This is a genomic window from Dielma fastidiosa (assembly GCF_000313565.1).
In the GTDB taxonomy this organism is placed as follows: domain Bacteria; phylum Bacillota_I; class Bacilli_A; order Erysipelotrichales; family Erysipelotrichaceae; genus Dielma; species Dielma fastidiosa.
In genome coordinates this window covers 86,892-111,869 of record NZ_HE578923.1, presented here as the reverse complement: position 1 = coordinate 111,869, position 24,978 = coordinate 86,892, and the positions used below count along the sequence as shown (strand labels likewise).

Genomic DNA, 24,978 nt, shown 5'->3' with positions numbered 1-24,978 from the left:
AGCTTTTTATCACAAATATTATTTCGCATCCAGCTTGACACACATGACAGGAATGGTTATACTAAAATTGAATAAAGATTAGCCTTAGCTAACTAATTGGAGGTGAACCAATGTCTGGATTAGGTATAATTATTATCATTAGTTTAATGATGATTGGTTTAAATAGATTAAAAGAATGGATACGGCGTCACACGGATAGCTGCTTTCCCATCTAATAATAAACATCATGAGGATTACTCATGATGTTTATTAATTATCATTTAATTAAGGGATAGGAGTTAATAGTTTCAGGAAGCTTAGGGTAAGCTGGGGGCTTGCTTCCTGATAAAATGAAATCGATTCTTTATTATAATTACTAGTTTACCATCATCTCCTTTCAATCCGCATCGGATGTTTATCTTTAATGATAACTGCATTATAGATGCTGATTGTGAACATTTGCTGAACAATGGGTGAAAGCTTTCTGATTTATATGAGCATTCAAATTGACGCATTCCCCTTGATACTCTATAATGAACATTGTTCATATTAACGAAAGGGGTTCATTATGAAAAAATCTAAAAATTTATTAATTAATACAGCTTTCACCTATGCGCTGCTTGCAATGGCTGGCGGTGTATTCTATCGCGAGTTTACTAAATTCAATGCTTTCAGCGGTGTAACAGCCTTAGGTGTCGTACACACTCACCTGTTTCTGTTAGGTATGGTTTTCTTCCTGCTGGCCGCATTATTTCAAATGAATGTGAATTTACTCGGACATAAAAATTTCAAGAAATTCTATCTGATTTACAATCTAGGTGTTGCAATCATGGTAATTATGCTGATCGTGCGCGGTGTTACGCAAGTTCAAGGTATCGCATTAAGCCGCGGTTTTGATGCCGCAATCTCCGGCATTGCGGGTATTGGACACATCTTAGTCGGCATCGGTATGATTTTATATTTCCTGATGCTGAAAAAGCTGACGGCTGAAAAACAATAAAACCTTGCATTATAGAGTGTTTTGAAATACAATAAAGGCAAGAAAGATGAGGTGATCGTTATGAAAAATGGAAAACAAAGCTTCAGAATCATGACGAACACTCATCATTGCCAATGATTTCCATCAGTGTGTTTGTCTGACCTTCTGAGAAGGTCTTTTTTTTGATGGAAAGAAAGGAAACTATGAAATTATCACTCAATGAATACTTAAAAAATGCCGGCTTTACAAAGGCAATGCTGCAGACGCTGGACACGCTTGAGCTAATGGATGAGGCTTATTTAACTCATCTGTTTTATATGCATAAGGATGCTTTATTTCAGCATTTTGAGCAATACGATGAATTATTAAAATACCAGCTGTATTTAAAATTCTATACCCATTTATTCTATCAGCGCTATTTAAAAGCCAAAACAAATCAGGAAGCAGCTCTATGTCTTGATGGCTGCAAGGATCTGTATGAATGGGCAATACTTTGTCATCACTATTTTAATGTGTACGGCATTCTCCCGATGATGTGGATGTTTCTTGACCGCTTGATTGAAGGTAAAATCACACGTTTGGGAAGGCTTGAATTTGAACCGAAAGCGATTGATTGTGAGATACGGTTACCAGAAATTTATCTTCCTAAAAACAGCGTTTTGCTGAATGTCCATGTGCCTGCAGGACCACGTCTGACAAGTGCGGATATAACCGATGCGTATCAGCAAGCGCTTCATTACTTTAATGGCATTGTCCCAATCTTTCATTGTTCCAGCTGGCTGCTCTCTCCTCAGCTTGATGAATGCCTTGATGAAAGCACTCGTATCATGCAGTTTAAAAAGGATTATTTAATCTATTCGCTTGAAGATAACGCTGATCAATTCATTGAACGGGTATGGCCCGACAGAGAAAATGAAGCCAGCGATTATGTGAATTATGAAGAAAATACAACACTTCAAAAAAATGCCAAGCAGCTTTTATTATCCGGCAGAATACTGCAGAAAGCTAACGGCATCTGTATCAAATACTATCATCCGGAAAGTGACAATGTGTGACACCAAGACAGCGCTGAGCTTTTTTAGTGTATAATAGGCGGTGAGAGGATGTGCTGTATGAAAAAAGCCCTTTATCGATTAGAAACCTATTATAAACAGAAAGCTACCGCCAGTGAGCGTGATGTTTTGGTTTACTTATTGAATCAAACACGCGAAGCTACGGCGATCGATATTCATACCTTGGCTAAGAAATGCTATTGTTCACCGGCTACGATTGTCCGTATCTGCAAAAAGAATGGCTTCAAGGGCTTTAAGGAACTGAAGCTTGCCCTGCTGAATGACCTTGATTTTTCCAGAGAGCTGGAACAGGCAAATATTCAAAACAGCAGCGGTCAAAATCTGCAGACAATCATTATCAACGCGCTGAATGAAAACATTCATGCCATTCAAAATACTTTCAGTCTGCTTGATTTTCAGGAATTAAATACCATTGTTGATCTGCTGTCAGCATGCCGTTATGTCTATCTGTTTGGTATCGGCGCCAGCTTTTTAGTTGCCCGTGATTTACAGCAAAAGCTTGAGCGTATTAACAAAAAAACAATTTTATATGAAGATATTCACTTACAGCTTGTTTCATCGACCAACATCGAACAGGGTGAAGTTGCCATTATTTTCTCCTACTCCGGCTTAACGAAGGAAATTATCGAAATGGCCCGCAATATCAAGCAGCGCGGCGGCATTATCATAGCGGTAACTAAATATGGCAGCAGCAAGCTGATCTCACTGAGTGATTATAATTTATATGTACCTCAGATTGAAGCACCGCTGAGAATCAGTGCCGGATCAAGCCGTATTTCACAGCTAAGCGTAGTTGATATTCTCTATCAGGCATATCTTGCCAGTGTACACTCACAATCCATGGATAAGATTATCGCCACTAATAAATTACTTGAGAAAAAGGAAGAGGAATAGCACTGGTTCGCCAGTGTTTTTCTTCGCTTGAGATTGAAATTTTAACATTTATAGGCACAAGAAAATGCCAATATATGAAACAATGTTTCACATTATTTTTAATCTATTGCAAATGAAAGCGCTTTTGTTTATTGTGTAGTCATGGAGGTAATTCAATGATAGATTTAAGTAAAATGACAACTGAGCAGGTGAATCCCAACACCGTTCACCTGAGTGCCATGAGTATTCGCGAGGCCATCACAACAATGAATCAAGAAGACTACAATGCTGTAAAATGTATTGAAAGTCAGATTGACATGATTGAAAAAGTGATAACGATAACCAGTGATGCCCTTGAAAACGGCGGCCGAATTATTTATATCGGCGCAGGTACAAGCGGCCGTTTGGGACTTTTGGACGCGGTTGAATGCCCGCCTACCTTTGGGGTTGATTATAACACGGTGGTCGGTCTGATTGCCGGCGGTGACAACGCGTTTGTGAAAGCAGTAGAAGGCGCGGAGGATTCAAAGCAGTTTGCGGTTGATGACTTAAAAAAGATCGGCTTAAATGAAAAAGATGTCGTAATCGGTGTAGCGGCCAGCGGACGCACGCCTTATGTCATCGGCGGTCTTGAATACGCGGCAAGCATCAATGCCTTCACCTGCGGTCTGGTTTGTAACCGCAGCAGTGAAATTGAAGCAATGTGCGAGCATACGATTGTCGTTGAACCAGGGCCTGAAGTTTTAACCGGCTCTACCCGTTTAAAGGCCGGTACCGCAACCAAGCTGGTGCTGAATATGATTTCAACAATCAGCATGATCCGCATCGGCAAGGTCTACAACAATTATATGGTAGATGTGAAAATGTCAAACCAGAAGCTGATTACCAGAGGCATAAACATCATATGCTCGGTAACTGACTGCAGTCAAGAAACTGCGCAGGCAACCCTGGAAAAAGCAGATGGATCAGTGAAAACAGCAATTGTCATGGTGTTGCTTGATTGTGATAAGGACAGTGCTGAAAAAGCTTTATGCAAAGCAAAGGGACGTATTCAGGAAATCATGGATACAAAGGAGGATTAACATGACCAATCTTGAATTAGCCAAGCAGATCGTATCATTACTTGGCGGTAAAGAAAATGTTGTAAAGGCGGCTAACTGCATGACACGCCTGCGTGTGACTTGCAGAAATACAGAGCTTGTTGATAAAGATCAGATCAAAGCGCTTGAAGGTGTTTTGGGCCTTGTCAATGAGGGTGATTATTATCAGATTATCTTAGGGCCGGGCAAGGCTAAAAAAGTAACCGATATCTGTGTTGAAGAATTAGGCTTGCCAAGAGATGCGGTATCGACCGATTGGCAGGAAAACAAGGCTGAAATCAAAGGTCAGCAGAAACAAAGTAAATTAAAAGACGGCATGAAGCTGATTGCTGAAATCTTTATTCCATTGATTCCTGCTGTTATCGCAGCCGGCTTATTTAATGGCTTTGGTTCTTTGATCGGTCAATTAATGAGCGATGGTGTTATTGCCGGACAGGCATGGACAATGATTCAATTGTTATTCAGTCTGACAGGCGGTGCCTTCTTAAGCTACTTCGCAATCTATACTGGTATACGTTCAGCTGAAGTATTCGGCGCTACCCCTGCTTTGGGCGGTATGATCGGTGCTATCAGCATTGGCGGCAATATTGTAGAAATCTCAAAAATGATCGGTTTATACAATGAAGCAATACCTCTTGAATCAATCCTAACCACTGGCAAAGGCGGTATCATCGGTGTCATTTTCGGTGTCTGGGTACTTTCCAAAATTGAAAAGAATATCCGTAAACGTGTACCTGATGTTTTAGATCTGATCGTTACACCATTTACAAGTTTATTAATCGGCGGTCTTTTATTTATCTTTATCATTATGCCGATTGCTGGTTTCATCAGTGATGGCTTAGTTTCTGTATTAACTATTATCATTAATTCCACAAACCCAGTCATCCGGGTAATCAGCGGCTTTGTCCTATCCGCTTTATTCCTGCCAATGGTATTGCTCGGTTTACATCATGGTTTAATTCCGATTTATGCTGTACAGCTTGAAACCTTTGGCGGTGTCTCTTTATTCCCAGTTCTGGCAATGGCCGGCGCGGGTCAGGTAGGGGCTGCAATCGCGATTTACTTAGTTGCTAAAAAAGTAAAAAACAGACGTTTACAAGGCGTTATCACCGGTGCGCTGCCGGCTGGCTTCTTAGGCGTTGGTGAACCATTGATTTATGGTGTTACATTACCGATGGGCAAACCGTTTATCACAGCTGGATTAGGTGCTGGCTTCGGCGGTGCTTATGTAATGCTGACTCAAGTAATGGCTAACGCGTGGGGACCAAGCGGTTTAGTTGCTATTCCGCTGATGCAGGGTACTTCCGGCATGATGAATTTCTTTATCGGTTTAGTGATTTCTTATATCGCAGGCTTCTGTATTACTAAAATTGTGATTAAGGATGAAGATGTTATAAATGTCTAAGCTTGGCTTCTCTGTTTATTGTTCAACATTTAAAGAAATTGAAACAAGACTTCCCTCTTATGCACAGGAGGGTTCTCTTGTTTTTACCTCATTGCATATCGCGGAGGAAATGAATGCAGCCTATTTTGATGATGTTGAACATATGCTGAAGGCACTTAAAAAAATGGGCTTTCAGATTGTCTGCGACGTTTCCAGAAAAACTTTAGAAATGTTTAACTATACCGATATCCTTCAGTTTAAGAATGACTTTGGCATCGACGCGTTGAGAATTGATTATGGCTTCAGCTTTGAAGAATGTAAAGCGCTGGCTCAAACAACGGCTATCTGTCTGAATGCTTCTACCATCAGTGAAAAAGAATGTGAAGAATTGCTGGCAGTCAACCCTGATATTCTTTTTATCCATAATTTCTATCCCCGTCCAGAAACCGGTCTTGATGATGAAACCTTTGATGCCATGAACGCGATGCTGCTGGCACATCATGCCAAGATTATGGCCTTTATCAATGGGAATGAAGTGCTGCGCGGGCCGCTGTATGAGGGCTTGGTGACACTTGAAAAGCACCGTCATCAAAATCCTTATGTGAACTACCTCGATCTATGTTTAAATCATGGCATTGAAAATATTTTAGTCGGTGATTCACTGATTGATTCAATTAGCTTTGAGCGGATTTCCAAATTTAACAGTGAGGGAATCATTTCATTGCCCTGCCATCTGCATCATGGTTATGAACAATATTACAATCAGACCTTCACCATCCGTTCAGACAGTCCAAAGGGATTAAAAAGACTCGCGGAATCACGAGGCTATGCCGCTGCCGGTGAAAAAATTAAGCCGGATAACTGTATTTACCGCAAGCGCGGGTCTATTGTCATGGACAATGAACGCTATCAGCGTTATTCCGGTGAAATCATGATCCCTATTGATGACTATCCGCAGGATGATCGGGTTAATGTAATCGGTGAGCTTCATGAAGATTATATGGCTTTGCTTGATTGTATTAAAAACGGCAGTAAAATTATGTTTGTTAAATAAAACGTTCTAACTCGGAACGTTTTTTTCTATTTTAATAAAAGCTGCAATCAGGTGTAATTAATGCCGCGGCGGCCGCTAACCCGCACTTAACAAGAGCATCACGCACATAATCAAGGACATGGCAGTAACAGTCTGCCAATGCTTCAGCAAATTGCTGAGCATCCTTTTCCTGCAGTGCCTCAATCGCCAGCCAGCTTCGTGAGGCAAGTGTCTGCTCGCTTGCCGGGCCCTGAGCGAAGAATGAATAATAATAGCCCCAATGCAGCAGCAAACTCACCTGCCGCAGTATTTCTTTTAAAGGCTGCAGCGGCTGATGGGCAATGACACATTCGCTGATCAAAGCCAAGGGTATCGCTGTACCTTGCTTCACCTGCTGACTCAATGCTGCCTTTGTCTTCGCGTCAATCTGATCCCATGCAAGTCTGGCCGCCGGTTTAATCAAGATTGCCATGAGCTGCAGACCGCTCAGATAAAGCAGAGTATCACGGCGATACGTGTGATGCTGCATACAGCGATAAGTATCTGCCGTATTTTGAAGAATTACCTTAGTTCCCTTCACATTCATCGTTTTCGCGAAGCCTAATTCATTCAGCACTTTTAAAGCACTGCGGATCGTGGCGACTGAAACGCCGTAGAGCTTGGCCAGTTCTGCTTCCGGCGGCAGATAGTTATTTTCCTTATAATATCCAGTACCGATCTTATCAATCAAATCACGGACGATGCTTGTATAATACTGATCACGGCCGCGGTTGGCAGACCATTGATAGAGCTTTGTCTGACCTTGATGTTCATCATTTTGAATCTTTAAATCGATCATCGAGTCATTAATAGCGGCCGCCACTGAATCAAACATAATTTGACTGCGTTCAATGATCGCTGCCTGATCCTTCTTTGCAATCGGCGCTAATACCCAGCCGATATTATGAAATGCGTTATGCTTAAGAATGTAATCTAAAAAATGCGGCTGATTTCGAAAAAAAGTAATATAAGTAAATATTTCCAAGCTGGCAAATAAATCACGTGATAAAAGATTATGCGAACGATCCAGCAGCCGATAGAATTCATATGAACATATCTGAGTCCGTGCCTCGATGGATTTATTTTTAAGCCTTGTCAATTTGTATATCAGTGCTTTTAAATCCTCATCATCATAAAACTGCACCGAAAAAGCCAGCAGCCGCGGTATCACAACAGCCAGTGTCTGATAAACCTCACGAATATTATCCTGATTTGCTAAAATGGTATGCACGGCAGTTTCCTGATGCAGGGGATCGTTTTGACAATAAATCACAACCGCGGCTTTACGTTCCTCACTGACGATATACCCTTCATTTTTTAAACGGCTTAAAACATCGCGGACGGTACGGATACCAACATGATAAAATTCACATAACTGGCTCATTGAAGGCAGCTTCGTTCCATAAGGACGCTGTCCGGATATGATTTGTTCACGCAGATGATGATACACATAATCATGCAGTGTCTGTTTTTCATGCATTGCTATCCCCTCTTTCAGCCTGTCATTATACTGTTAATCAGCTTAAAAATCAATTGCTATATGCTTATGTACACAGATTTAATCTTGTTTGAAGGTCATAATGCTGATAGTATAAATTGGGAATTGTTGATATGAATAATTGGAAATCACCGGTTCAAAAATATGTATTAACTTCAATCATCAGTTTAACATTACTCACAGCTGCCTTATTTTTGTTGATTTATCTTATGAATTGGCAATCCTTACCCATGATGCTGCTGATTGCTTATGTTAGCTGTATACTTATTAACCAAATGATCTTTAGTATCCTGTTTAAATACGCACACCAAAAACAGCTTGAAAAATATACGATCACTGATTCTTTGACCGGCGGTCTGAATGAAACCGGCTTTGCCATGGCTTATAAGCATGCGGCAGCAGCGATTCAGCCAGACAGCTGTGCAGTCATTTTCATTCATATGCAGAATTTCAGACTGATTAATGAAAATTTCAGCATAAATACCGGCAATGAAATACTGAAACAAATCAGTCATGGTTTGAATCAGACAATCAGCGATGATGAATTTACAGCGCGTGTTAACGGTGATCAATTCTATTTATTCTTTCATGAAGGAAATCAGGCGCTTATTCATGCCAGATTACATCATCTTACTAAAACCCTCTTATCAATGATGCCCGCTTATATCCAATCTTATATTAAACTTGAAATCGGGGTCTGCGTAATTGACGATCCAGCGCTGCCCATTGAGATCATACAGGCCCGGGCCCATGCCGCCTGTAAATTTAATCAAGGTGCAGAATGTGCCTTTTATGATGCTGTGATATTGAAACAGATGAACCGTGAACAGGAATTGAATCTGCTTTTAGATGAAGCTATCAGGAACCATGATTTTCTCGTTTATCTGCAGCCCAAAATCAATCTGGCGAAGCAGCAACTTGGCGGTGCGGAAGCGCTCATACGTTGGCAAATACCTCAAGCGGGACTGCTCTCCCCCGCTGAATTCATGCCGCTGTTTGAACGCAATGGCAAAATTCGTCAATTGGATTTATATATGTTTGAACAGGTTTGTATCATAATGAGGAAATGGATTCTTCAGGGGAAAGAGCTGATTCCCATTTCAGTTAACCTGTCCAGGCAGCATTTTTATGAAGCTGATTTCTTGTACACATTTGACGCAATAGCCGAAAAATATCAGATACCCCGTAATTTTCTTGAATTTGAATTAACAGAATCAATCTTTTTGAATCCGGATCAAATACATCTTGTCAAAAACGGTATCTTAAAGATGCATGAGCTTGGTTTCAAATGCTCTTTAGATGATTTTGGTTCAGGCTACTCTTCCTTAGGTTTATTAAAAGAATTCGAAGTTGATGCTTTAAAGCTTGACCGAATTTTTTTCTTGGATATAGAAAATAAGAAAGCTAAAGATGTCATTGGCTGTCTGATTGATCTCGCAAAAAAACTTCATGTTGCTATTGTTGCGGAAGGCATTGAAGACATTCAGCAGGCAGACTATCTGAAGCAGCTTCACTGTGATTTCATACAGGGATATGTATATTCTAAACCCCTTCCCGTTGATGAATTTGAACAGTGGGCAAGTGTCTGGCAGGCAAACCATGCAGCCAGTGAAGTACATATTGATTAAACATTTAATAAAGAATATTTCGTTAATAAAAGCTCCCTTGTTATTTCATGAGGGAGCAATTTTTATTTAGCAAGAAAAAAAATCGGACTTCTAATTACTTAGAAATCCGATATTTCTTTACATGGCGCCTAAAACAGGACTCGAACCTGTGACCGTTCGGTTAACAGCCGAATGCTCTACCTACTGAGCTATTTAGGCAACTTGCTTAATTATAATAGCATAGTCCATGTTTTGTTTCAAGAGCTTTTTAAATTTTCTTTATGTCGATGAAATAACTTCCGCTTCCGGATGCTGAGCCAGGTTAACAACCCATTTTTCCTTTCGTACCAGATGAGTCGATACACATAGTTTCAGCAGGTCTGTTGACTGGCCGATCAGATACATCCAGAAGATATTGAGATTTGTGAAATAGGCCAGAATTGCCAATAAAGGGATATTCACAAGCCACATAAAACAGCTGTCTGTAATCAAGGTGTTTTTCGTATCGCCGCCGGCTCTTAAGATAAAATAGTTTTGACAATTCATCGTATAGATCCAGAAACAGAAAGATTGAATGATTATCTGCATGCGGGCCACATTGAGCGCTTCTTCACTGATTGAGTAAAGCTTAGGCACTAAAAACGCTGAACCAAACATCAGGACGCTGACAGCCAAAGCAATTGAAGTAGCGGTACCGACCATCTTGTAGCCGTTGACTCTCGCCTCCTTGAGCTTATTTGCCCCCAGCCGCTGCGATACCATGACGGTGGTAGCGATTGCCATGCCTTGAAAAAGCGTAAAAAACAAATCGGTGGTTGTATTAGCCACAGAGTAGCCTGACAGTACCTCAGGGCCGCGCGTGCCGTACAGCTTAAAGATCGTTGCCATTCCAGATGCCCAAAGCACTTCATTTAATGCCAGCGGGGCTGCCTTGATTGCGATGCGCTTCGCCAATGCGCCGCTGATATGAAACAGCTCTTTAATTTTAGTCGTGAAATCAAAATCGAAATGATAAACAATGAATAACAGCAATGACATTTCAACTAAACGAGCGATTAATGTCGCGATGGCCGCTCCCACAACGCCCAGCATCGGAAAACCAAAATTACCGAAAATCAGGCAGTAATTTAAAAAGGTATTCGTAAAGACAGTAGCGATGCTGACATAAAGCGGCAGCCTTGATTCACCGACTGACCGCAGGGCGCCGGTAATCGCCAATGAAAGTCCGGTCGGCAGAAAAGAGAAACAGGCCATTTTCACATAATCTAGCCCCAGCGCAATAACCTGAGGTTCATTAGTGAAGAAGCCGACGATCTGTTCAGGAAACACGTAGGCTAGCATGAAGATCGGCAGCGTAATCGCATAAGCGGAAAGAATGGAAAAGCGGAAAGACTGCTGCATATGCTCCTTATCCCGCGCGCCGAAAAACTGAGCGATAAAAATACCCGCCGCAGTAATCATACCATTGGTACCAAACATCCCAATCATATAGAATCGGTTAACCGCCGCGACACCGCCGATGGCCGCATCACCCAGCTGACCCACCATCAGATTATCCACCAAATTGATCGATGTGGTAATCAGGCTTTGCAGCATTAAGGGAACAGCGACAATCAGCACTTCTTTGTAGAAATGCCGGTCACCAAAATATTTTGTCATAAATTTTTTCATAAACCACCTCTGCAATACCGTTAATATATCGTAAAGCCTTCCGAAAGGCAAGATGTTTTACTTCCCTTTATGTTAAGCAAGCATGAATTCGTAGTATAATAGAACCAAAGGAAGAAGGGATAAATTGGAAACTAAAATCAAGAGCACAGCTATTTTTAACGGTAAAGTCATTCGTGTCACAAAGGATGAGGTAAAGACCGATAATGGCATAACGGCAGTTCGGGAATGTGTTTATGCCAACGGCGGCGTAGCGATTCTGGCCTTTATTGAAAAGAAGCTGCTGCTGGTCAAGCAATATCGCTATGTTGTCGGTGAGGAAACTATTGAAATTCCAGCCGGCAAGATTGAATTAGGCGAAGATCTTAAGCTTTGCGCGTTAAGAGAGCTGGAAGAAGAAACCGGCTATGGGGCTAAACAAATTGAAAAAATAATCTCTTTTTATCCTACACCAGGCTTCTGCGGAGAAGAACTGCATATCTTTTTAGCCCAGCAATTATATAAGCTGCCGCATCCTAAAGCGATGGATGAAGATGAATGCATTGAAGTCATGCTGATTGATCCTAATGAAGCCTATCAAATGATTCAGCAGGGAATCATTAAAGACAGCAAAACAATTATTGCCATTCAGCAGGCATTGCTGGAACAATGGAAGGGAGAGACATCATGCTGAAAGATTTAATTATAAAGAATCGAAGCTATCGGCGGTTTGATCCAACGGTACATGTGACAATGGATGAACTAAGTGAAATGTGTGAGGCGGCAAGACTGTCAGGATATGGAATGAATATTCAGTCAACCAAGTATATTCTGATTAACGATTCCAAGACTTGTAAATTGATTACAGAAAATTGTGTCTGGGCCGGCTATCTTACCGATTGGCAGGGACCGGCGGAAAATGAACAGCCGAGTGCTTATATCATGCTTTTATTTGATAAAACCTTAAAGAAACAAAGTCAGCACAGTGAGGGCATCGCAGCGCAGTCCATCCTATTAACGGCGGTTGAGATGGGTTATGGCGGCTGTATTATCGGCAGCTGTAAACGTCAGGCACTGATGGAAGCTCTGGCAATTAATGCTGAACGCTATGAGATTGCTTTTGTGATTGCCCTTGGCAAGCCGGCTGAAACAGTCATACTTGAAGAAAGTGTTGATGATATCAAATATTATCGGGATGAAAATGGCTTTCATCATGTACCAAAGCGGCCGCTGAATGAATTAATTATCAGAAAGATAGGTGAATAGAATGTTTTTTAAGAAACAGATCAAACGATTAAAAAAAGCCGGCAGTGTGCTTGCTTTAGGCGGTGCGGTTTATTGTGCCTATCATGTGGGCTGCCATGTGACAAAGGCTAAATTAAAAACATCGAATGAAAGAAAGCTTAATTTCCAGCATGAACGTACAGTGATTCCTGCCGTGCTTTCCATGCCGGTCAATATGAAACGGCTGCGCACATATCCTTGTGTGCTGATTCTTACCGATGCTGATTATCCGCAGGAAAACAGCCGTAAAATTGCTGAGGCTCTGGCTTCTAAAGGCATTATCAGTCTGCGTTATCCATTAACAGCCGATCTCAGTGATGAACAGCGCTTAGATATTGCCCAATCGGCCATGCGGCAGCTTAAATACCAACTGCATGTCAATCAGAAACAGATGGGTGTAATCGGTATCGGCAAAGGCTGCCGGGAAGCGATGGCTGTAAGCGGCAAACACGCTCCCCTTGCCCGCTGCTTATGGAATCTGGATATAGCTGAACCGACAGCTTTAAGTGAGGGTTCCCTGCTATGCGTTAATGCGAGCGAAGATAGTGCTGACAGCCGCAATCATGCTAAAACGCTTGTCAATTCAAGTCATGACGCCGCTTATCTGCTGATTAAAGACAGCCGTCAGCTGCTGGCAGGCAAGGGTTTAGATGATGCTGTCCTGCATACTTGCGCGTTCATGAAACGCCATTTAATATAAACTAATATTTTTAGATTTTTTTTAATTTTATTGTTGACAATCATAAATCTCCATGGTAATATATACAAGCATTCGATGAGTATGGGCCTGTAGCTCAGGTGGTTAGAGCGCACCCCTGATAAGGGTGAGGTCGTTGGTTCGAGTCCATTCAGGCCCACCATCGAATTTAATATACATGGGGTTTTAGCTCAGCTGGGAGAGCGCCTGCCTTGCACGCAGGAGGTCAACGGTTCGATCCCGTTAAGCTCCACCAATTAAAAGATAAACACTTGTTCGCAAGTGTTTTTTTATATGCTAAAAAAGTTTGCCTGCATTGCGCAGAAACAGACAGGCAGAAAGATTTTGACTTTGTTATAATGATGAGGAAAGGAAGCAAAAAATGAGTACATTATCCGCAATTGAAAACGCCGTGTGCTATATTGAGGATCATTTGGCAGATGCCTTGTCAATCAGTGATTTGGCAAAACAGAGCGGTTATTCTGAGTTTTATTTCCAACGCTTATTTTCAGCTGTCTGTGAAGTTTCACTCGGTGAATATATCCGCTGCCGCCGCATGAGCATCGCTGCCGCAGAGCTATTGAACAGTGATCTTCGAATTACTGAGCTGGCTTATAAATACGGTTATGAAACACCGGAAAGCTTTACGAAGGCATTTCACCGTTTTCACGGCGCGTCCCCCTCTGAAATCAGACAGCAAAAACAGCCTGCCAAACGCTTTGCGCGAATCATTGTCAGCCATAGCACCGCACCGCTTGCATTTCACGTCAGCAAACGCCAGCTGCCCGGCTTCACACTTATTGGCACAAGCTGCCGTTTTCCGATTTCAGAATCCATCTACCGTGATGATATCCCTCAATTTTGGAAGCAATGTCAAAAGGATCAGACGCTTCAAACGCTGATCGATTCAAGCGCCGACACCCTCTTCAAAGGAATTGCTGCCTGCTGCTTAGCAGCCGATCAAAGTCATTTAAATTATCTGATAGGCACCGCCAGTAATACTTGCCCCATTCATTCAGCAAGCATTGAAATCCCAGCGTGTACCTGGCTTTGTTTTAAGGGCAGCGGCCGGCTTCCGCAAGTGATCCAGCAAGCATGGCATCAAATATATACCGATTATTTCCCAGCCAGCAATTTTGAGCCGCTGGGCAATTACGATTTAGAAATTTACCCTGATAAGCAAATGGATCAATCCGCTTATCCCTTTGAAATATGGGTAGCAATTAAAGAAAGCAGGAACATATAAAATGAAAAAACCTTTTTGTACATTATTTATGCTGATGTCAGCCGATGGTAAAATATGCACCGGTGATAATGACCATCTTGACGTAGATCGTGATTTTCCTAAAGTTAAAGGGGTTCGTGAAGGTCTGCATCAGTATTATGAAATCGAACAATGTCAGGATCTCTGGTCACTGAATACCGGGCGGGTAATGGCGAAAATCGGCATGAATGAAGCAGCGCTGGATCTTGCCAAGACACCGGTGTCCTTCGTCATCATCGATAATCAGCCGCATCTGAACGCCCATGGCGTCAAGGCCTTATGCCAAAAACTGAAACAGCTGATCCTTGTCACAACCAATCCCAAGCACCCAGCCTATGATTTATCCATCAGCAATCTGCATATTATTTCACAGCCAGTCCTCGATCTGCCGAAGTTGATGGATTGCTTAGCTGTCAATTATCAGATTGAACGCATTACGATTCAATCCGGCGGTACTTTGAACGGTTTATTCTTAAGAGAACATTTGCTGGATCAGATTGATCTGGTCATCGCCCCGGTTTTAGTCGGCGGCAAGAATGTCGCAACCTTGATTGACGGTGAAGCCATCCATGATCCCAAGCAATTGGATCAGCTTGGTGTGCTGAAGCTTGAAGCCTGCACCGTACTTGAAGATTCATATCTCAGATTGCAATATAAAGTAATTTATGAATCATGATACAAAAAATAAAATACCCCTTTTCTTTTTTACGATTAGTGCTATAATTGTAAAAGTAATGGGGTTTTAGCTCAGATGGTAGAGCGCCTGGTTCGCAATCAGGAGGTCAGGGGTTCGATCCCCCTAAGCTCCACCATTATACAAATAAACGCCTGCTTAAGGGCGTTTTTTTATTATGCAAAAAGCTGGCGAACCAGCTTTATTCATAACTCAATTCCTTAAAGTAATTCAGCGTACCCGCGAAAATCAGATTAGCCACCTTATCTTGATAATCTGCTTGCGAAAGCTGTTCCCTTTCCTGAGCATTGGAGAGAAAACCGCACTCAATCAATACTGCGGGAATCCGGGAATTATTCAATAAATAATAATCACCCGGTTTAGGCGACATCCGGCTGTCAATCGCTAAAAATTGTACCTGAATACAGCTTGCCAATAATTCACTGGATAAGCTATCCTTTGGATAAAAGGTCTGCGCTCCTTTCACTGAAGAATCACTATAACTATTCAGATGGATGCTAAGCAGCAAATCATTCTTTTCATCATTGATAATATCAATACGATTCTTCATATCCTCACGCTTATGATTGGCAGCTGTTGGTGAGGAGAGATCATTTTCATCCTTACGTGTTAATACAACCGTAGCCCCCGCGTCTTCAAACAGCGCCTGCAGCTTTGTGACAATAGCCATATTAATGGCTTTTTCAGTAACCCCCTCAGCCATCGCCCCCTCATCCTTACCGCCATGCCCGGCATCCAAAACAATCACTGCTCCTGATAATGGTGCGTAAATTACATCCTGAACGGCCGCAACAAAATGCTCACTGATAAAAAAGCAAGCCGCAGCCACCACGCAGATGATTAATAGTTTCATTTGTTTCATAAGCTTCACCCTGCTTTACTATATGAATACACCCAAATAAAAAGACCGTCAGACGGTCTATAATTTACGTTTATAATAATTATATGAGAGAATATAACCCGCTAATAACACGCTCATATTCAACAACAATAACTGAATCAGACGTTCATCAATCATGATACTGCCAATCAGGGCTGTCACATAAAATGAGATAATCATTATCAATGCTGCACTGCGGAAAGCACGGCTGCTGATTTCCATATTGCGTTCATCAGAATTATTCAAACGGGCCGCTTTCAGCTTCTCCTCACTGCTTAAGGTCATCTGTGTCTTAATAATCAGCACAACCCCAGCCAAAATTAAACCAGTCCCCATGCCCGCAAATGTACCATGCAGATGCTCATTGAATTCAATGCCATTAGCTGATGCGAAATAAGTGATCGCCAAGGTAATGACCCCAACCATAATTATCAGCACATAATAAATACGTTTCTTAGCCAACTCCTGACGATACTCCTCATTCGTCACTGCCTTTGTGGCACATAAGATTCCTTTCATAGATTTTCCTCCTTTAAATCAAAGATAAAGATTTCCTCGATCGTTACACCAAAAAATTGAGCTAGTTTATGTGCAAGGATCAGCGATGCTTTATATTTGCCATTTTCCAGCGATATAATTGTCTGACGGGTCACATTAACCGCATCAGCCAACTCACTCTGTGTTACTTTCTTTGCTTTACGCAATTCCTGTATTCGTGTCTGCAAGCAATCACACCCTTTCAAGTATAGTTAACTTTACATTATTAGTATAGTTTACTTTACACAAAATGTCAAGTGTACTATACAAAAAAAAAACTGCTACTGCAGTTCTTTTAAATAATCGATCAAGTCATGCCAATGCTTAATATGCAGGCATTCCCTATCCGTTTGCTCCCATTTTTCACTGGCACCGGTATACCAAATCGGCATTAGCCCGGCATTACGGCTGCCATCGACATCGTTGATTAAGCTGTCACCCGCATACCATACATCAGCCGCCTGTAAATCAGCCTTCATCAGCAGCAGCTCATAGATATGCCGATTGGGTTTACGGAATAAATAGTCCTTTGTCGATAAGATAAATTCAAAATGATGATTTGGCAGAATGCGGTTGATACGGCTGCTCAGTGCCTTCTGTCCATACGCGTTATTACTTAAAACCGCGGTTCTGATGTCATTATCATGAAGATATGCCAGCAATTCCTCAATCCCCGGTGCCGCTTTCCCCCAGGCAGCGCTGTCCCAGAAAATTAATTCAGCTTCTTCATATGAAATTGACAATTCAATACCCTGTGATTCATACAAAAATGCCTGAAAAGCTAAATTACTGATCTCACCATAATCACCGAAGTCATGACCCGGTTTAAAATTACCGAGTTCTTTTTTTAATTGTGCCGATATGCTTTGAATTTCTTCCGGTGTTTTATTGAACTTATTAACCGCCGCATATTTCATAACCTCGGCAGTCCCCCTGACAAAATCTACCGGATGCTCATCAATAATTGTCTGCCCATAATCAAATGCTATCATAACTGGTTTTTTCATCGTATCGCTCCCTATTAGTAATCAATATGTATCACTATTGATTTTATCATATTTATTCATCATTTAAAGGATGAACAATCATTTAATTTCCTATATAATAAAAAATCCTCTATGATAAATCATAAAGGACTTTACTTAACCTTGCTGACCGTTTGCCTGCCGTTCCATATTTTCTATTACGACATCATAAATCTCACCTAAAGACGCCGCGTATTCAAGCACCTGCCATGGCTCATTGGTATGAAAATGGATTTTGATTAATTCATCATCACCTACCGCCAGCAGACAATCACCTTTAAAGTGTTCCGTTATATAATCATTAATTGCATCTTCTGAAAGATTTTTTCCTTCGATTAAAAGCTGAGTATCAAATTTAAATTCAAGCATATTATTCCTCACTTTCGCTGTATTTATTATGGCACACCTAAATCAGAAAAACAACAATCCGCATTTAAGACAACAATGAGATCATAATCTGATTAAACTGCTCCGCATCACTCCATTGCGGAAAGTGACAGCTTTTCTCAAAGAGATAAAGCTGCTTCAAACTTGTCAGCTGATTATAAAAATCAACGGCCAGCCCACTGTCAACATGATGATCATGTTTTCCTTCAATCAATACAATTTTTACTTGCAGTTCATGGATATCCTTAAAGCTTACTGACATTAATTCAGGCCATAAGGCTTGAATGCTTTGCAGGGAACCCTTTTGCCGATTGATCAGATCCTTTAAACGATAAGAACTTGAAAAGATGAAATCCTTGATCATCGGATTATAGCTTTGATGACCATAATAGGACCCTTTATACTTTACCACCGTTTTAGTAACCAGCATTAAATCATTAAACCAATTTGTTCCCTGATATGATGGATCAACCGCCGTCAATTGCTTTCTCGTTTTAGGGTCTGCAACCTGCATCGCATATTCCCATGCCCGCTTTGAACCTTCGGCCATATCAATTACCTGACCGCAGCCGACATAACATTGCAGAAGATGCGGAACCATAAGAGCGATCTTCATCCCCAGTACACTGCCCCATGAATGGCCTACAAGGGTCAGCTTCTTTTGCTGATAACGGTTTAGCAGATATTCAATCAGGAGTTGAAGATCTTCCACAAAGGTGTCAATCGTTACTGCTTCAGTAAACGGATAATAAGACTTACCAGCACCCCGCTGTTCCCAGACAACCAGTGTATAATGTTCAGCAAGCACACCATTGTATTTCAGCACTAAAGGCAAGGCCGCATCACCCGGGCCGCCGTGAACATACAGCAGCAGCGGATTGCCCGCATGCTTTGCACGTACTGCGATAAATTGTTTAACACCGTTAATTTCAATCATTTCATTCACATTAATTTCCATAAGCTTCTCCCTTTTCCTGTCCAGCCGTCAGCTGATTGATAAATTTTATTATTACTTCATTAAAATAAGGCGCATTATCATAATTTGAATTATGGCCGGCATCTGGGATAATGCAAAGTTGATAACCTGTTGCCTGACTCCACATCTGATTATATTTTGGCACATAGCCAACCTGATCATGATCACCAAGACAAAGCAGAACCGGACATTGAAATTTTACCTCATCATATTTTTTAAAATCACGGTAGATACTGCGTACTGCCTTCAGCATATCCGCCTTTCCCAAGCGCAGCAATGATTCATAGAAAGCTTCTCTGGCTGTTTCATGCAAGGCCGCGTTATTTGCGCTCAGCCGGCAATAGCAGCGATAAGGCAGCAATGCCGCAAAAGCATCATAATGATCAGTCCAAAAAGTTTCTGAACGCTTATAATAATGACTGCCAAGCGGCGTAGAATCGATAGCGATAAAGCCCTTAAGAAGATGAGGGTATAAGTGTGCAAACACCTGAACCGCATAACCGCCCGCTGACTGACCAGCCATAACTAGTGAATCAATCCCTTCCTGATCAAGAATTTGTTTCATATCCTGGGCAGCATGAATAAATGAAAAATCATTATAAGGCCGTGATTCGCCATGCAGCGGCATATCCCATGTGATAATGCGTATATCATTCAATGCGTCAAGCTGCAGATCAAATAATGAATGATCAGCTGTTAAGCCATGTGTCAGCATCAATGTTGTTTTATAAACCGCCGGCTGATTCAGCCAGTAATAGACACGGCCGCGGCCAGTATCAATATATTTTTTTATCATAGGGCCCCTCGTAATTGTTAGCTCTATTGTATCATAATATCGCAATCAGCGTTCACTTGGTTGATTTTATATCGGTAATTCACTACAATAAAGAGTATAGAAAGCGGGGCTGAAAAATGAAAAAAATCCTGATTATTGATGATGATGTCTATATTGGCGATCTGCTTCAGGAGCTGCTTAGCCGCAATAATTATCAGATTTACCGCTGTTACTCAGGAACCGAAGCCCTATTATTTTTAGATACTATGACACCTGATCTGATTCTGCTTGATCTGATGCTGCCGGGTATGTCAGGGGAGGCTGTCCTGGCTAAGATCAAAGCCATTCCCGTAATTGTATTAAGCGCCAAAGCGGATATTAATGATAAGGTAGAATTATTATATCTGGGGGCTGCTGATTACATGACAAAACCCTTTGATACCCGCGAGCTGTTGGCCCGCGTTGCAGTACAGCTAAGAAATGAACCGCCTGGCCATAACGCGGCCTTGGTTTTTAAAGATTTGACGCTTGATCCGCATACCTATCAGGTGCATATAAAAAATCAGCCGGTGCGCTTAACCAAAACCGAATATGCAATCTTAAAGCTTTTGATGACCCACCCATCTCAGGTCAATTCCAAATCAACAATTTTAGATCGGATTGGCGAAGAGAATGACTGCATGGAAAGCTCCTTAAAGGTACATATCAGCAATCTTAGAAGAAAGCTGCGTGAGTTCAGCAATGAGGAATACATTGAAGCAGTTTGGGGAATTGGTTTTAAAATGAAAGAAGATTAGATTCTTTACTAAATCTTAACCCTTTTCTTTACCGCCTGCTTAACTTCTCTTTGATAAACTGTACCGTGTAAAGAAAAGGAGTGAATTATATGGACACTATTTTAACGACAGAGTCATTGTCCAAGCATTATGGAAAATTTAAAGCTCTGGATAATGTCTCAATGCATATTCCTAAGGGTGCCATTTATGGCTTTGTCGGCAGAAACGGAGCTGGTAAAACAACGCTGATTCGTTTAATCTGCGGTTTACAGGAGCCAGACAGCGGCACTTACACGATTTATGGCACCGCTAATGACGATAAAGCCATCAGCAAGCAGCGGGCACGTATGGGAGCGGTTATTGAAACACCCTCTATTTATATGGAAATGAGTGCTGAGGAAAACTTGAAACAGCAGGCCCGCATTCTCGGTCTTCCTTCTTTTGATGGTATTGATGAACTATTAAAATTAATCGGTCTGGAACAGACGGGAAATAAAAAAGCAAAGCATTTCTCATTGGGCATGCGTCAGCGTTTAGGCATCGGCATCGCATTAGTCAATGATCCTGATTTTTTAGTGCTTGATGAGCCAACTAATGGGCTTGATCCGCAAGGCATCATTCAAATCAGAGAACTGATCTTAAAGCTGAATCAAAACCGCCAGATCACCCTTTTGATTTCTTCGCATATCCTTGATGAATTATCTAAATTAGCAACCCATTTTGGTTTTATTGACAATGGCCGCATCGTTAAGGAAATCAGTGCTGAACAGCTTGAAATGATGTCACGGCAATGCCTGCGGCTTGAGGTTGATAATATTCAGGCATTAATTAGGGTGTTAGACAGTATGAAGCTGAATTATAAGCTGATTAACGGAAATACGGCGGAAATCTATGGCAAGCCATCAATTACCCATCTGATTCAGGAACTTGCGGATCAGCATTGTGAGGTACAATCCATTCAGGAACAGGATGAAAGCTTAGAAAGCTATTTCATTAATCTTGTAGGAGGATCGCATGAATAAATTACTAAATGCTGATTTACACCGCATGATTAAAAACCGCTGTTTCCAGATTTGTCTGACATTCATGTGTCTGCTGGGACTGCTCATACCGTTTATGCAGTTTAGAAATATGCAGGTCTATGGCACATCTGCTGTATTGGAAAGTACCTTTTTTGCCTATCCGCTGTTTGTCAATATTCTGCTTGCTGTATTCTGCTCGCTGTTTACCGGCACTGAATATAGTGATGGAACGATCCGCAATAAACTGATTATCGGACACAGCCGATCAGCGATTTATCTGTCTAATCTGATTGTCTGCTTATTTTGCGGCCTGATAATGTGTCTTGGCTTTATTATTTGTTACTGCCTGGCAGGCGTCCCTTTGCTTGGTTTCTTTACCGTTGATCTTAAAATCATCCTGATTTTGATTTTCTGTTCAATCCTGTGTGCCGCGGCCAGCAGTGCCTGCTGCGTGATGGTTGCCATGCTTTGTCAAAATAAAGCGCTGAGCGCGATTATCTGTGTATTGGGAGCCTTTGTGTTATTGATTGGCGCCACCTATGTACACAGTCAGCTGAATCAGCCTGAAACCTATGCAACTTATGAGCTCACTAACAATGGCGATGAACCAGGTGTAAGCAAGACAGTGCCTAATCCACGCTATCTGACAGGCGCAAAGCGAACCGTCTATGAATTTATTTATGATTTTGTACCCCCATGTCAGGCAGTTCAGCTGGCAAATCTGGGCGTCGCTCATCCATGGCGGCTGCCGCTATACTCGCTGACGATCCTGATTACAACCACGCTGGCAGGTATCGGCCTGCTTAAAAAGAAAGACATTAATTAAACTATGGAAATCGTAACCGTAAGCCTGTTTGGCATCCTCATTCTGATAATCATATACCTGCTGATCCGCCTGACTTTAATGCGAAAAGGAGCGGATGAAATCAAGCAGGCTTTTCATGAACGGCTGAATCAGGATACCAATACCTTGATTACGATTTCCACCCATGATGCGCATATGCGTCAGCTGGCAGCCGATATTAACACAGAGCTGAAACAGCTTCGCAGGCTGAGACATCATTATGAGCAGGGAGATCTGCAGCTTAAGGCGGCAGTGACAAACATTTCTCATGATCTGCGTACACCCTTAACTGCCATGTGCGGCTATCTCGATCTGCTTGAACTAGCTGAAATGAGTGAGGAAGATAAACGGATGCTGGCAATCATCAAAGGCCGCTGTGATGTTCTAAAGCAGCTGATTGAAGAGCTGTTTGCTTATACCTCAGGCACGGCGCTGTTAATCACTCATCCCCAGCTTGAAGCCGTAAATCTCAATCGCTTCTTAGAGGAATGTTTAGCTTCCTATTACGCGGCATTCAAAAAGCGTCAAATAACGCCAAAGATTACCATCACCAAGCAGCCAATCACCCGCTGCCTCGATAAACAAGCACTCAGCCGTGTTATTGAAAATATTCTTGGCAATGCTTTAAAATACAGCAGCGGTGATTTACTAATCAGCCTGTCAGAAAACGGCGTGATCAGTTTCACCAATCATACCGAAACCTTGGATGAGGTTATGATCAATCAGCTCTTTGACCGCTTTTATACAGTACAAACCGGCGGTGATTCAATGGGATTAGGTCTATCCATCGCAAAAGAACTGGTAAAACAGATGCATGGTACGATTGACGCTGTCTGTGAAAAACAAATGTTAACGATTCGTATTCAGTTTCCAGTATAACCAAATGGGCAGTCCAAGCTGCCTTTTTTATATTATAGGAAATTTCATTTTCAAGCATCAAAGTGTCAATATCTCATTATGAAGAGGTATCTAAAAAATAATAAAAACAGATGAAATCATTGTGTGAATATGGTATACTATAAGTAACAAAAAACAATCTATTTAATCATTAAATTTCATATAAGCATCACCTAGTTTCCTTTGTATCAATCGAATCTCAGTGGATGCTTTTTTGTTCAAGGGGGGAACATCCATGAAGTGTTTATCGTATTCAAATCGCTTCTATTATAATGAGTTATCAGAAGAGGATGCGAATTGTATTAAAAAAGATTTGATTCTGTATAACTCTATGCTTCATACCGCTTATAAGAAACTCTATTTAACTTGTTTTTATGGTGTCAAAGAAGCTGTCTCTTTAGAAAAACAGTTAAAAGCAAAATATGGTACGAATGATTACTTTCCTTTATCTGCAATCCATGAAGCCAGAGCCCTGCTTAAAAGTAATATTGAAACTAATCAGCGATTGAAGAAAGAATGTACAAAACGGATTGAAAGAATCAAAGAGAAGATTCGTAAGGAAAACAAAACTTTACAGAACTGGCAGAAACAGAAAGAACAATTGATTCAAAAAAGCAAGGAACATGAAATTAGTGAAGCAGACTATTTGTATGAGGTACAGATCGTCAGTCCGAATATCAAACAGCTAAAGCATAGAATTGGGTTGTTGACCTTTAAATTAAACCGGGAAACGGATAAACTGAATCATTTGAACTTAAGCGTGAGAGCCGCTTGCTTTGGTTCAAGGAAGAAGCTGCATCATGATCTTGAAGCTTATCGGTACGAGCGAAGAAAACGCATGCTGATAACGGGAAGACGGCAGGGAAAATACAGCAACAATCTCTTCAAATATCATCTTGAATCCGGGATCATAGTTTATCGAGGCACAGAGAAAGAAGTTCATTTACCGATCCAGTTTTATCATCATGCAGATAAATTAGAAAGAGCAGTCAGATTACCGCATAATACCGCCGGTAAAGCCGTAGCTTATGAACTCTATGACCATGGTGAGTATTTCATCATTAAAGCGATCATTGAGGTGGAACCTAAAGTGATCATAACCAAAAAGGAAGAAGGCAGTATCGGTATCGATATCAATGTGGATCATATCGCGGTTGCCCACATTGATCGGCAAGGGAATCTGTGCAGACAGCAGATCCTGCCGATGAAGTTAAAGGGAAAGACAAGGAATCAGCGAAAGCATGAGATTGCGGAAACAGCAAGTAAGATCATTCATGAATGTGTACATACTCAAAAACCATTAGTGATGGAAGCCTTGGACTTTAGTGATAAAAAGCAGAAGCAGCGCTATCAGCCAAAAGGACTGAATCGAATGCTGAGTGAGTTTGCTTATTCACAGATTACAGAAGCCATCGAACGAAAAGCTGCTTATGAAAGAATAGAAGTAATCAAAGTCGATCCAGCCTATACGTCACTGATTGGAAAATTGAAGTATGTACGGGATAAGGGAATGAGTGTGCATCAGGCAGCGAGTTATGTGATCGCAAGAAAAGGGATCGGATATAAAGAGAAGATATTAAGAGAATATCGAGTATTCGTAAAAGAAAAGCAAACACGAGCAGAGCAATGGGCAGCGGTTGCTGAGAAGGTAGGAAAAGCGAGTATCAAAGAATGTCAGCTTACCGCCATATTAGCATTATTCAGATAA

Annotated in this window: 26 protein-coding genes and 4 tRNA genes; 20 read left to right on the top strand and 10 right to left on the bottom strand. The window is 41.4% G+C overall.

The features are described from left to right. Nucleotides 1–547: 547 nt before the first annotated feature. From DAHG_RS00930 to DAHG_RS00905, 6 genes are all read left to right on the top strand, one after another. Entirely contained in the window at nucleotides 548–979 is a 432-nt protein-coding gene (locus DAHG_RS00930; protein WP_022936437.1) for a DUF2871 domain-containing protein, read from the top strand. 164 nt (nucleotides 980–1,143) lie between these two features. After that, on the top strand, nucleotides 1,144–2,013 hold the full coding sequence (locus tag DAHG_RS00925; protein WP_022936436.1) for a hypothetical protein: 870 nt from the start codon (nucleotides 1,144–1,146) through the stop codon (nucleotides 2,011–2,013). A gap of 57 nt (nucleotides 2,014–2,070) precedes the next feature. Continuing rightward, on the top strand, nucleotides 2,071–2,925 hold the full coding sequence (locus tag DAHG_RS00920) for a MurR/RpiR family transcriptional regulator (protein ID WP_022936435.1): 855 nt from the start codon (nucleotides 2,071–2,073) through the stop codon (nucleotides 2,923–2,925). A 155-nt stretch (nucleotides 2,926–3,080) separates the two neighbouring features. Next, on the top strand, nucleotides 3,081–3,986 hold the full coding sequence (gene murQ, locus DAHG_RS00915; protein WP_022936434.1) for an N-acetylmuramic acid 6-phosphate etherase: 906 nt from the start codon (nucleotides 3,081–3,083) through the stop codon (nucleotides 3,984–3,986). A gap of 1 nt (nucleotide 3,987) precedes the next feature. After that, on the top strand, nucleotides 3,988–5,409 hold the full coding sequence (locus DAHG_RS00910; RefSeq protein ID WP_022936433.1) for a PTS transporter subunit EIIC: 1,422 nt from the start codon (nucleotides 3,988–3,990) through the stop codon (nucleotides 5,407–5,409). Beyond that, nucleotides 5,402–6,442 carry a MupG family TIM beta-alpha barrel fold protein gene (locus tag DAHG_RS00905; RefSeq protein WP_022936432.1) on the top strand — a complete coding sequence of 347 codons (1,041 nt, stop codon included), beginning with the start codon at nucleotides 5,402–5,404 and terminating at the stop codon, nucleotides 6,440–6,442. Before DAHG_RS00910 ends, DAHG_RS00905 begins: the two co-directional genes overlap by 8 nt. Before the next feature lie 31 nt (nucleotides 6,443–6,473). Here DAHG_RS00905 and DAHG_RS00900 read toward each other — a convergent pair whose 3' ends face one another. Further along, on the bottom strand, nucleotides 6,474–7,940 hold the full coding sequence (locus DAHG_RS00900) for a GntR family transcriptional regulator (RefSeq protein WP_022936431.1): 1,467 nt from the start codon (nucleotides 7,938–7,940) through the stop codon (nucleotides 6,474–6,476). 131 nt (nucleotides 7,941–8,071) lie between these two features. On the opposite strand from DAHG_RS00900, the gene DAHG_RS18350 reads away from it, so the two are divergent. Further along, nucleotides 8,072–9,586 carry a GGDEF domain-containing phosphodiesterase gene (locus DAHG_RS18350; RefSeq protein ID WP_022936430.1) on the top strand — a complete coding sequence of 505 codons (1,515 nt, stop codon included), beginning with the start codon at nucleotides 8,072–8,074 and terminating at the stop codon, nucleotides 9,584–9,586. Nucleotides 9,587–9,708: 122 nt separating this feature from the next. On the opposite strand, the gene DAHG_RS00890 is transcribed toward DAHG_RS18350, so the two are convergent. Together DAHG_RS00890 and DAHG_RS00885 are read right to left on the bottom strand one after the other, a co-directional pair. After that, nucleotides 9,709–9,784: transfer RNA gene (locus tag DAHG_RS00890), tRNA-Asn, on the bottom strand. Between the two features lie 60 nt (nucleotides 9,785–9,844). Then, complete coding sequence (locus DAHG_RS00885) at nucleotides 9,845–11,236, bottom strand: MATE family efflux transporter (protein WP_022936429.1); 1,392 nt, start codon at nucleotides 11,234–11,236, stop codon at nucleotides 9,845–9,847. A 124-nt stretch (nucleotides 11,237–11,360) separates the two neighbouring features. Here DAHG_RS00885 and DAHG_RS00880 point away from each other — a divergent pair, with 124 nt between their 5' ends. From DAHG_RS00880 to DAHG_RS00845, 8 genes are all read left to right on the top strand, one after another. Then, nucleotides 11,361–11,906, top strand: coding sequence for an NUDIX hydrolase (locus DAHG_RS00880; RefSeq protein WP_022936428.1), 546 nt, complete (start codon nucleotides 11,361–11,363; stop codon nucleotides 11,904–11,906). Beyond that, nucleotides 11,900–12,478 (top strand): nitroreductase family protein, encoded by a 579-nt coding sequence (locus DAHG_RS00875; RefSeq protein ID WP_022936427.1) that lies wholly within the window; start codon nucleotides 11,900–11,902, stop codon nucleotides 12,476–12,478. The genes DAHG_RS00880 and DAHG_RS00875 overlap by 7 nt, the downstream gene beginning before the upstream one ends. Nucleotide 12,479: 1 nt before the next feature. Beyond that, on the top strand, nucleotides 12,480–13,196 hold the full coding sequence (locus tag DAHG_RS00870) for an alpha/beta hydrolase family protein (protein ID WP_022936426.1): 717 nt from the start codon (nucleotides 12,480–12,482) through the stop codon (nucleotides 13,194–13,196). A gap of 83 nt (nucleotides 13,197–13,279) precedes the next feature. After that, nucleotides 13,280–13,356 (top strand) — tRNA-Ile (locus DAHG_RS00865). A 17-nt stretch (nucleotides 13,357–13,373) separates the two neighbouring features. Further along, a tRNA-Ala gene (locus tag DAHG_RS00860) sits at nucleotides 13,374–13,449 on the top strand. 126 nt (nucleotides 13,450–13,575) lie between these two features. Next, the gene (locus tag DAHG_RS00855; protein WP_022936425.1) at nucleotides 13,576–14,439 is read left to right on the top strand and encodes an AraC family transcriptional regulator; all 864 of its coding nucleotides are present in this window, start codon (nucleotides 13,576–13,578) and stop codon (nucleotides 14,437–14,439) included. Between the two features lies 1 nt (nucleotide 14,440). Next, entirely contained in the window at nucleotides 14,441–15,133 is a 693-nt protein-coding gene (locus DAHG_RS00850) for a dihydrofolate reductase family protein (protein ID WP_022936424.1), read from the top strand. 60 nt (nucleotides 15,134–15,193) lie between these two features. Then, nucleotides 15,194–15,269, top strand: a tRNA-Ala gene (locus DAHG_RS00845). 63 nt (nucleotides 15,270–15,332) lie between these two features. On the opposite strand, the gene DAHG_RS00840 is transcribed toward DAHG_RS00845, so the two are convergent. The 7 genes from DAHG_RS00840 to DAHG_RS18340 form a co-directional block, all read right to left on the bottom strand. After that, nucleotides 15,333–16,013 carry an N-acetylmuramoyl-L-alanine amidase gene (locus DAHG_RS00840; RefSeq protein WP_022936423.1) on the bottom strand — a complete coding sequence of 227 codons (681 nt, stop codon included), beginning with the start codon at nucleotides 16,011–16,013 and terminating at the stop codon, nucleotides 15,333–15,335. 57 nt (nucleotides 16,014–16,070) lie between these two features. Next, nucleotides 16,071–16,550 (bottom strand): hypothetical protein, encoded by a 480-nt coding sequence (locus DAHG_RS00835; RefSeq protein WP_022936422.1) that lies wholly within the window; start codon nucleotides 16,548–16,550, stop codon nucleotides 16,071–16,073. Beyond that, complete coding sequence (locus tag DAHG_RS00830) at nucleotides 16,547–16,756, bottom strand: helix-turn-helix transcriptional regulator (RefSeq protein WP_022936421.1); 210 nt, start codon at nucleotides 16,754–16,756, stop codon at nucleotides 16,547–16,549. The genes DAHG_RS00835 and DAHG_RS00830 overlap by 4 nt, the downstream gene beginning before the upstream one ends. Before the next feature lie 93 nt (nucleotides 16,757–16,849). Next, complete coding sequence (locus tag DAHG_RS18345; RefSeq protein ID WP_022936420.1) at nucleotides 16,850–17,575, bottom strand: HAD family hydrolase; 726 nt, start codon at nucleotides 17,573–17,575, stop codon at nucleotides 16,850–16,852. A 135-nt stretch (nucleotides 17,576–17,710) separates the two neighbouring features. Further along, a complete protein-coding gene (locus DAHG_RS00820; protein ID WP_022936419.1) occupies nucleotides 17,711–17,962 on the bottom strand; it encodes a hypothetical protein in 252 nt (83 codons plus the stop codon). A 64-nt stretch (nucleotides 17,963–18,026) separates the two neighbouring features. Continuing rightward, the gene (locus tag DAHG_RS00815) at nucleotides 18,027–18,938 is read right to left on the bottom strand and encodes an alpha/beta fold hydrolase (protein WP_022936418.1); all 912 of its coding nucleotides are present in this window, start codon (nucleotides 18,936–18,938) and stop codon (nucleotides 18,027–18,029) included. Then, on the bottom strand, nucleotides 18,928–19,752 hold the full coding sequence (locus DAHG_RS18340) for an alpha/beta fold hydrolase (RefSeq protein ID WP_022936417.1): 825 nt from the start codon (nucleotides 19,750–19,752) through the stop codon (nucleotides 18,928–18,930). The genes DAHG_RS00815 and DAHG_RS18340 overlap by 11 nt, the downstream gene beginning before the upstream one ends. Before the next feature lie 116 nt (nucleotides 19,753–19,868). On the opposite strand from DAHG_RS18340, the gene DAHG_RS00805 reads away from it, so the two are divergent. From DAHG_RS00805 to DAHG_RS00785, 5 genes are all read left to right on the top strand, one after another. Further along, on the top strand, nucleotides 19,869–20,528 hold the full coding sequence (locus DAHG_RS00805) for a response regulator transcription factor (protein WP_022936416.1): 660 nt from the start codon (nucleotides 19,869–19,871) through the stop codon (nucleotides 20,526–20,528). Between the two features lie 89 nt (nucleotides 20,529–20,617). Further along, on the top strand, nucleotides 20,618–21,529 hold the full coding sequence (locus DAHG_RS00800) for an ABC transporter ATP-binding protein (RefSeq protein ID WP_022936415.1): 912 nt from the start codon (nucleotides 20,618–20,620) through the stop codon (nucleotides 21,527–21,529). Further along, nucleotides 21,522–22,355 (top strand): ABC transporter permease subunit, encoded by an 834-nt coding sequence (locus DAHG_RS00795; protein WP_022936414.1) that lies wholly within the window; start codon nucleotides 21,522–21,524, stop codon nucleotides 22,353–22,355. Before DAHG_RS00800 ends, DAHG_RS00795 begins: the two co-directional genes overlap by 8 nt. A 3-nt stretch (nucleotides 22,356–22,358) precedes the next feature. Further along, a complete protein-coding gene (locus DAHG_RS00790) occupies nucleotides 22,359–23,252 on the top strand; it encodes a sensor histidine kinase (RefSeq protein WP_022936413.1) in 894 nt (297 codons plus the stop codon). 253 nt (nucleotides 23,253–23,505) lie between these two features. Continuing rightward, on the top strand, nucleotides 23,506–24,978 hold the full coding sequence (locus tag DAHG_RS00785; protein ID WP_022936412.1) for an IS200/IS605 family accessory protein TnpB-related protein: 1,473 nt from the start codon (nucleotides 23,506–23,508) through the stop codon (nucleotides 24,976–24,978).

Bases quoted from the DNA above. Each gene is read 5' to 3' on its own strand.
- DAHG_RS00855 (WP_022936425.1), top strand. From the start codon at position 13,576: ATGAGTACATTATCCGCAATTGAAAACGCCGTGTGCTATATTGAGGAT.
- DAHG_RS00835 (WP_022936422.1), bottom strand. From the start codon at position 16,550: ATGAAAGGAATCTTATGTGCCACAAAGGCAGTGACGAATGAGGAGTAT.
- DAHG_RS00870 (WP_022936426.1), top strand. From the start codon at position 12,480: ATGTTTTTTAAGAAACAGATCAAACGATTAAAAAAAGCCGGCAGTGTG.
- DAHG_RS00900 (WP_022936431.1), bottom strand. From the start codon at position 7,940: ATGCATGAAAAACAGACACTGCATGATTATGTGTATCATCATCTGCGT.
- DAHG_RS00910 (WP_022936433.1), top strand. From the start codon at position 3,988: ATGACCAATCTTGAATTAGCCAAGCAGATCGTATCATTACTTGGCGGT.
- DAHG_RS00815 (WP_022936418.1), bottom strand. From the start codon at position 18,938: ATGGAAATTAATGTGAATGAAATGATTGAAATTAACGGTGTTAAACAA.
- DAHG_RS00850 (WP_022936424.1), top strand. From the start codon at position 14,441: ATGAAAAAACCTTTTTGTACATTATTTATGCTGATGTCAGCCGATGGT.
- murQ (WP_022936434.1), top strand. From the start codon at position 3,081: ATGATAGATTTAAGTAAAATGACAACTGAGCAGGTGAATCCCAACACC.
- DAHG_RS18340 (WP_022936417.1), bottom strand. From the start codon at position 19,752: ATGATAAAAAAATATATTGATACTGGCCGCGGCCGTGTCTATTACTGG.
- DAHG_RS00920 (WP_022936435.1), top strand. From the start codon at position 2,071: ATGAAAAAAGCCCTTTATCGATTAGAAACCTATTATAAACAGAAAGCT.
- DAHG_RS00875 (WP_022936427.1), top strand. From the start codon at position 11,900: ATGCTGAAAGATTTAATTATAAAGAATCGAAGCTATCGGCGGTTTGAT.
- DAHG_RS00885 (WP_022936429.1), bottom strand. From the start codon at position 11,236: ATGAAAAAATTTATGACAAAATATTTTGGTGACCGGCATTTCTACAAA.
- DAHG_RS00795 (WP_022936414.1), top strand. From the start codon at position 21,522: ATGAATAAATTACTAAATGCTGATTTACACCGCATGATTAAAAACCGC.
- DAHG_RS00800 (WP_022936415.1), top strand. From the start codon at position 20,618: ATGGACACTATTTTAACGACAGAGTCATTGTCCAAGCATTATGGAAAA.
- DAHG_RS18350 (WP_022936430.1), top strand. From the start codon at position 8,072: ATGAATAATTGGAAATCACCGGTTCAAAAATATGTATTAACTTCAATC.
- DAHG_RS00805 (WP_022936416.1), top strand. From the start codon at position 19,869: ATGAAAAAAATCCTGATTATTGATGATGATGTCTATATTGGCGATCTG.
- DAHG_RS18345 (WP_022936420.1), bottom strand. From the start codon at position 17,575: ATGAAAAAACCAGTTATGATAGCATTTGATTATGGGCAGACAATTATT.
- DAHG_RS00925 (WP_022936436.1), top strand. From the start codon at position 1,144: ATGGAAAGAAAGGAAACTATGAAATTATCACTCAATGAATACTTAAAA.
- DAHG_RS00820 (WP_022936419.1), bottom strand. From the start codon at position 17,962: ATGCTTGAATTTAAATTTGATACTCAGCTTTTAATCGAAGGAAAAAAT.
- DAHG_RS00790 (WP_022936413.1), top strand. From the start codon at position 22,359: ATGGAAATCGTAACCGTAAGCCTGTTTGGCATCCTCATTCTGATAATC.
- DAHG_RS00930 (WP_022936437.1), top strand. From the start codon at position 548: ATGAAAAAATCTAAAAATTTATTAATTAATACAGCTTTCACCTATGCG.
- DAHG_RS00840 (WP_022936423.1), bottom strand. From the start codon at position 16,013: ATGAAACAAATGAAACTATTAATCATCTGCGTGGTGGCTGCGGCTTGC.
- DAHG_RS00905 (WP_022936432.1), top strand. From the start codon at position 5,402: ATGTCTAAGCTTGGCTTCTCTGTTTATTGTTCAACATTTAAAGAAATT.
- DAHG_RS00785 (WP_022936412.1), top strand. From the start codon at position 23,506: ATGAAGTGTTTATCGTATTCAAATCGCTTCTATTATAATGAGTTATCA.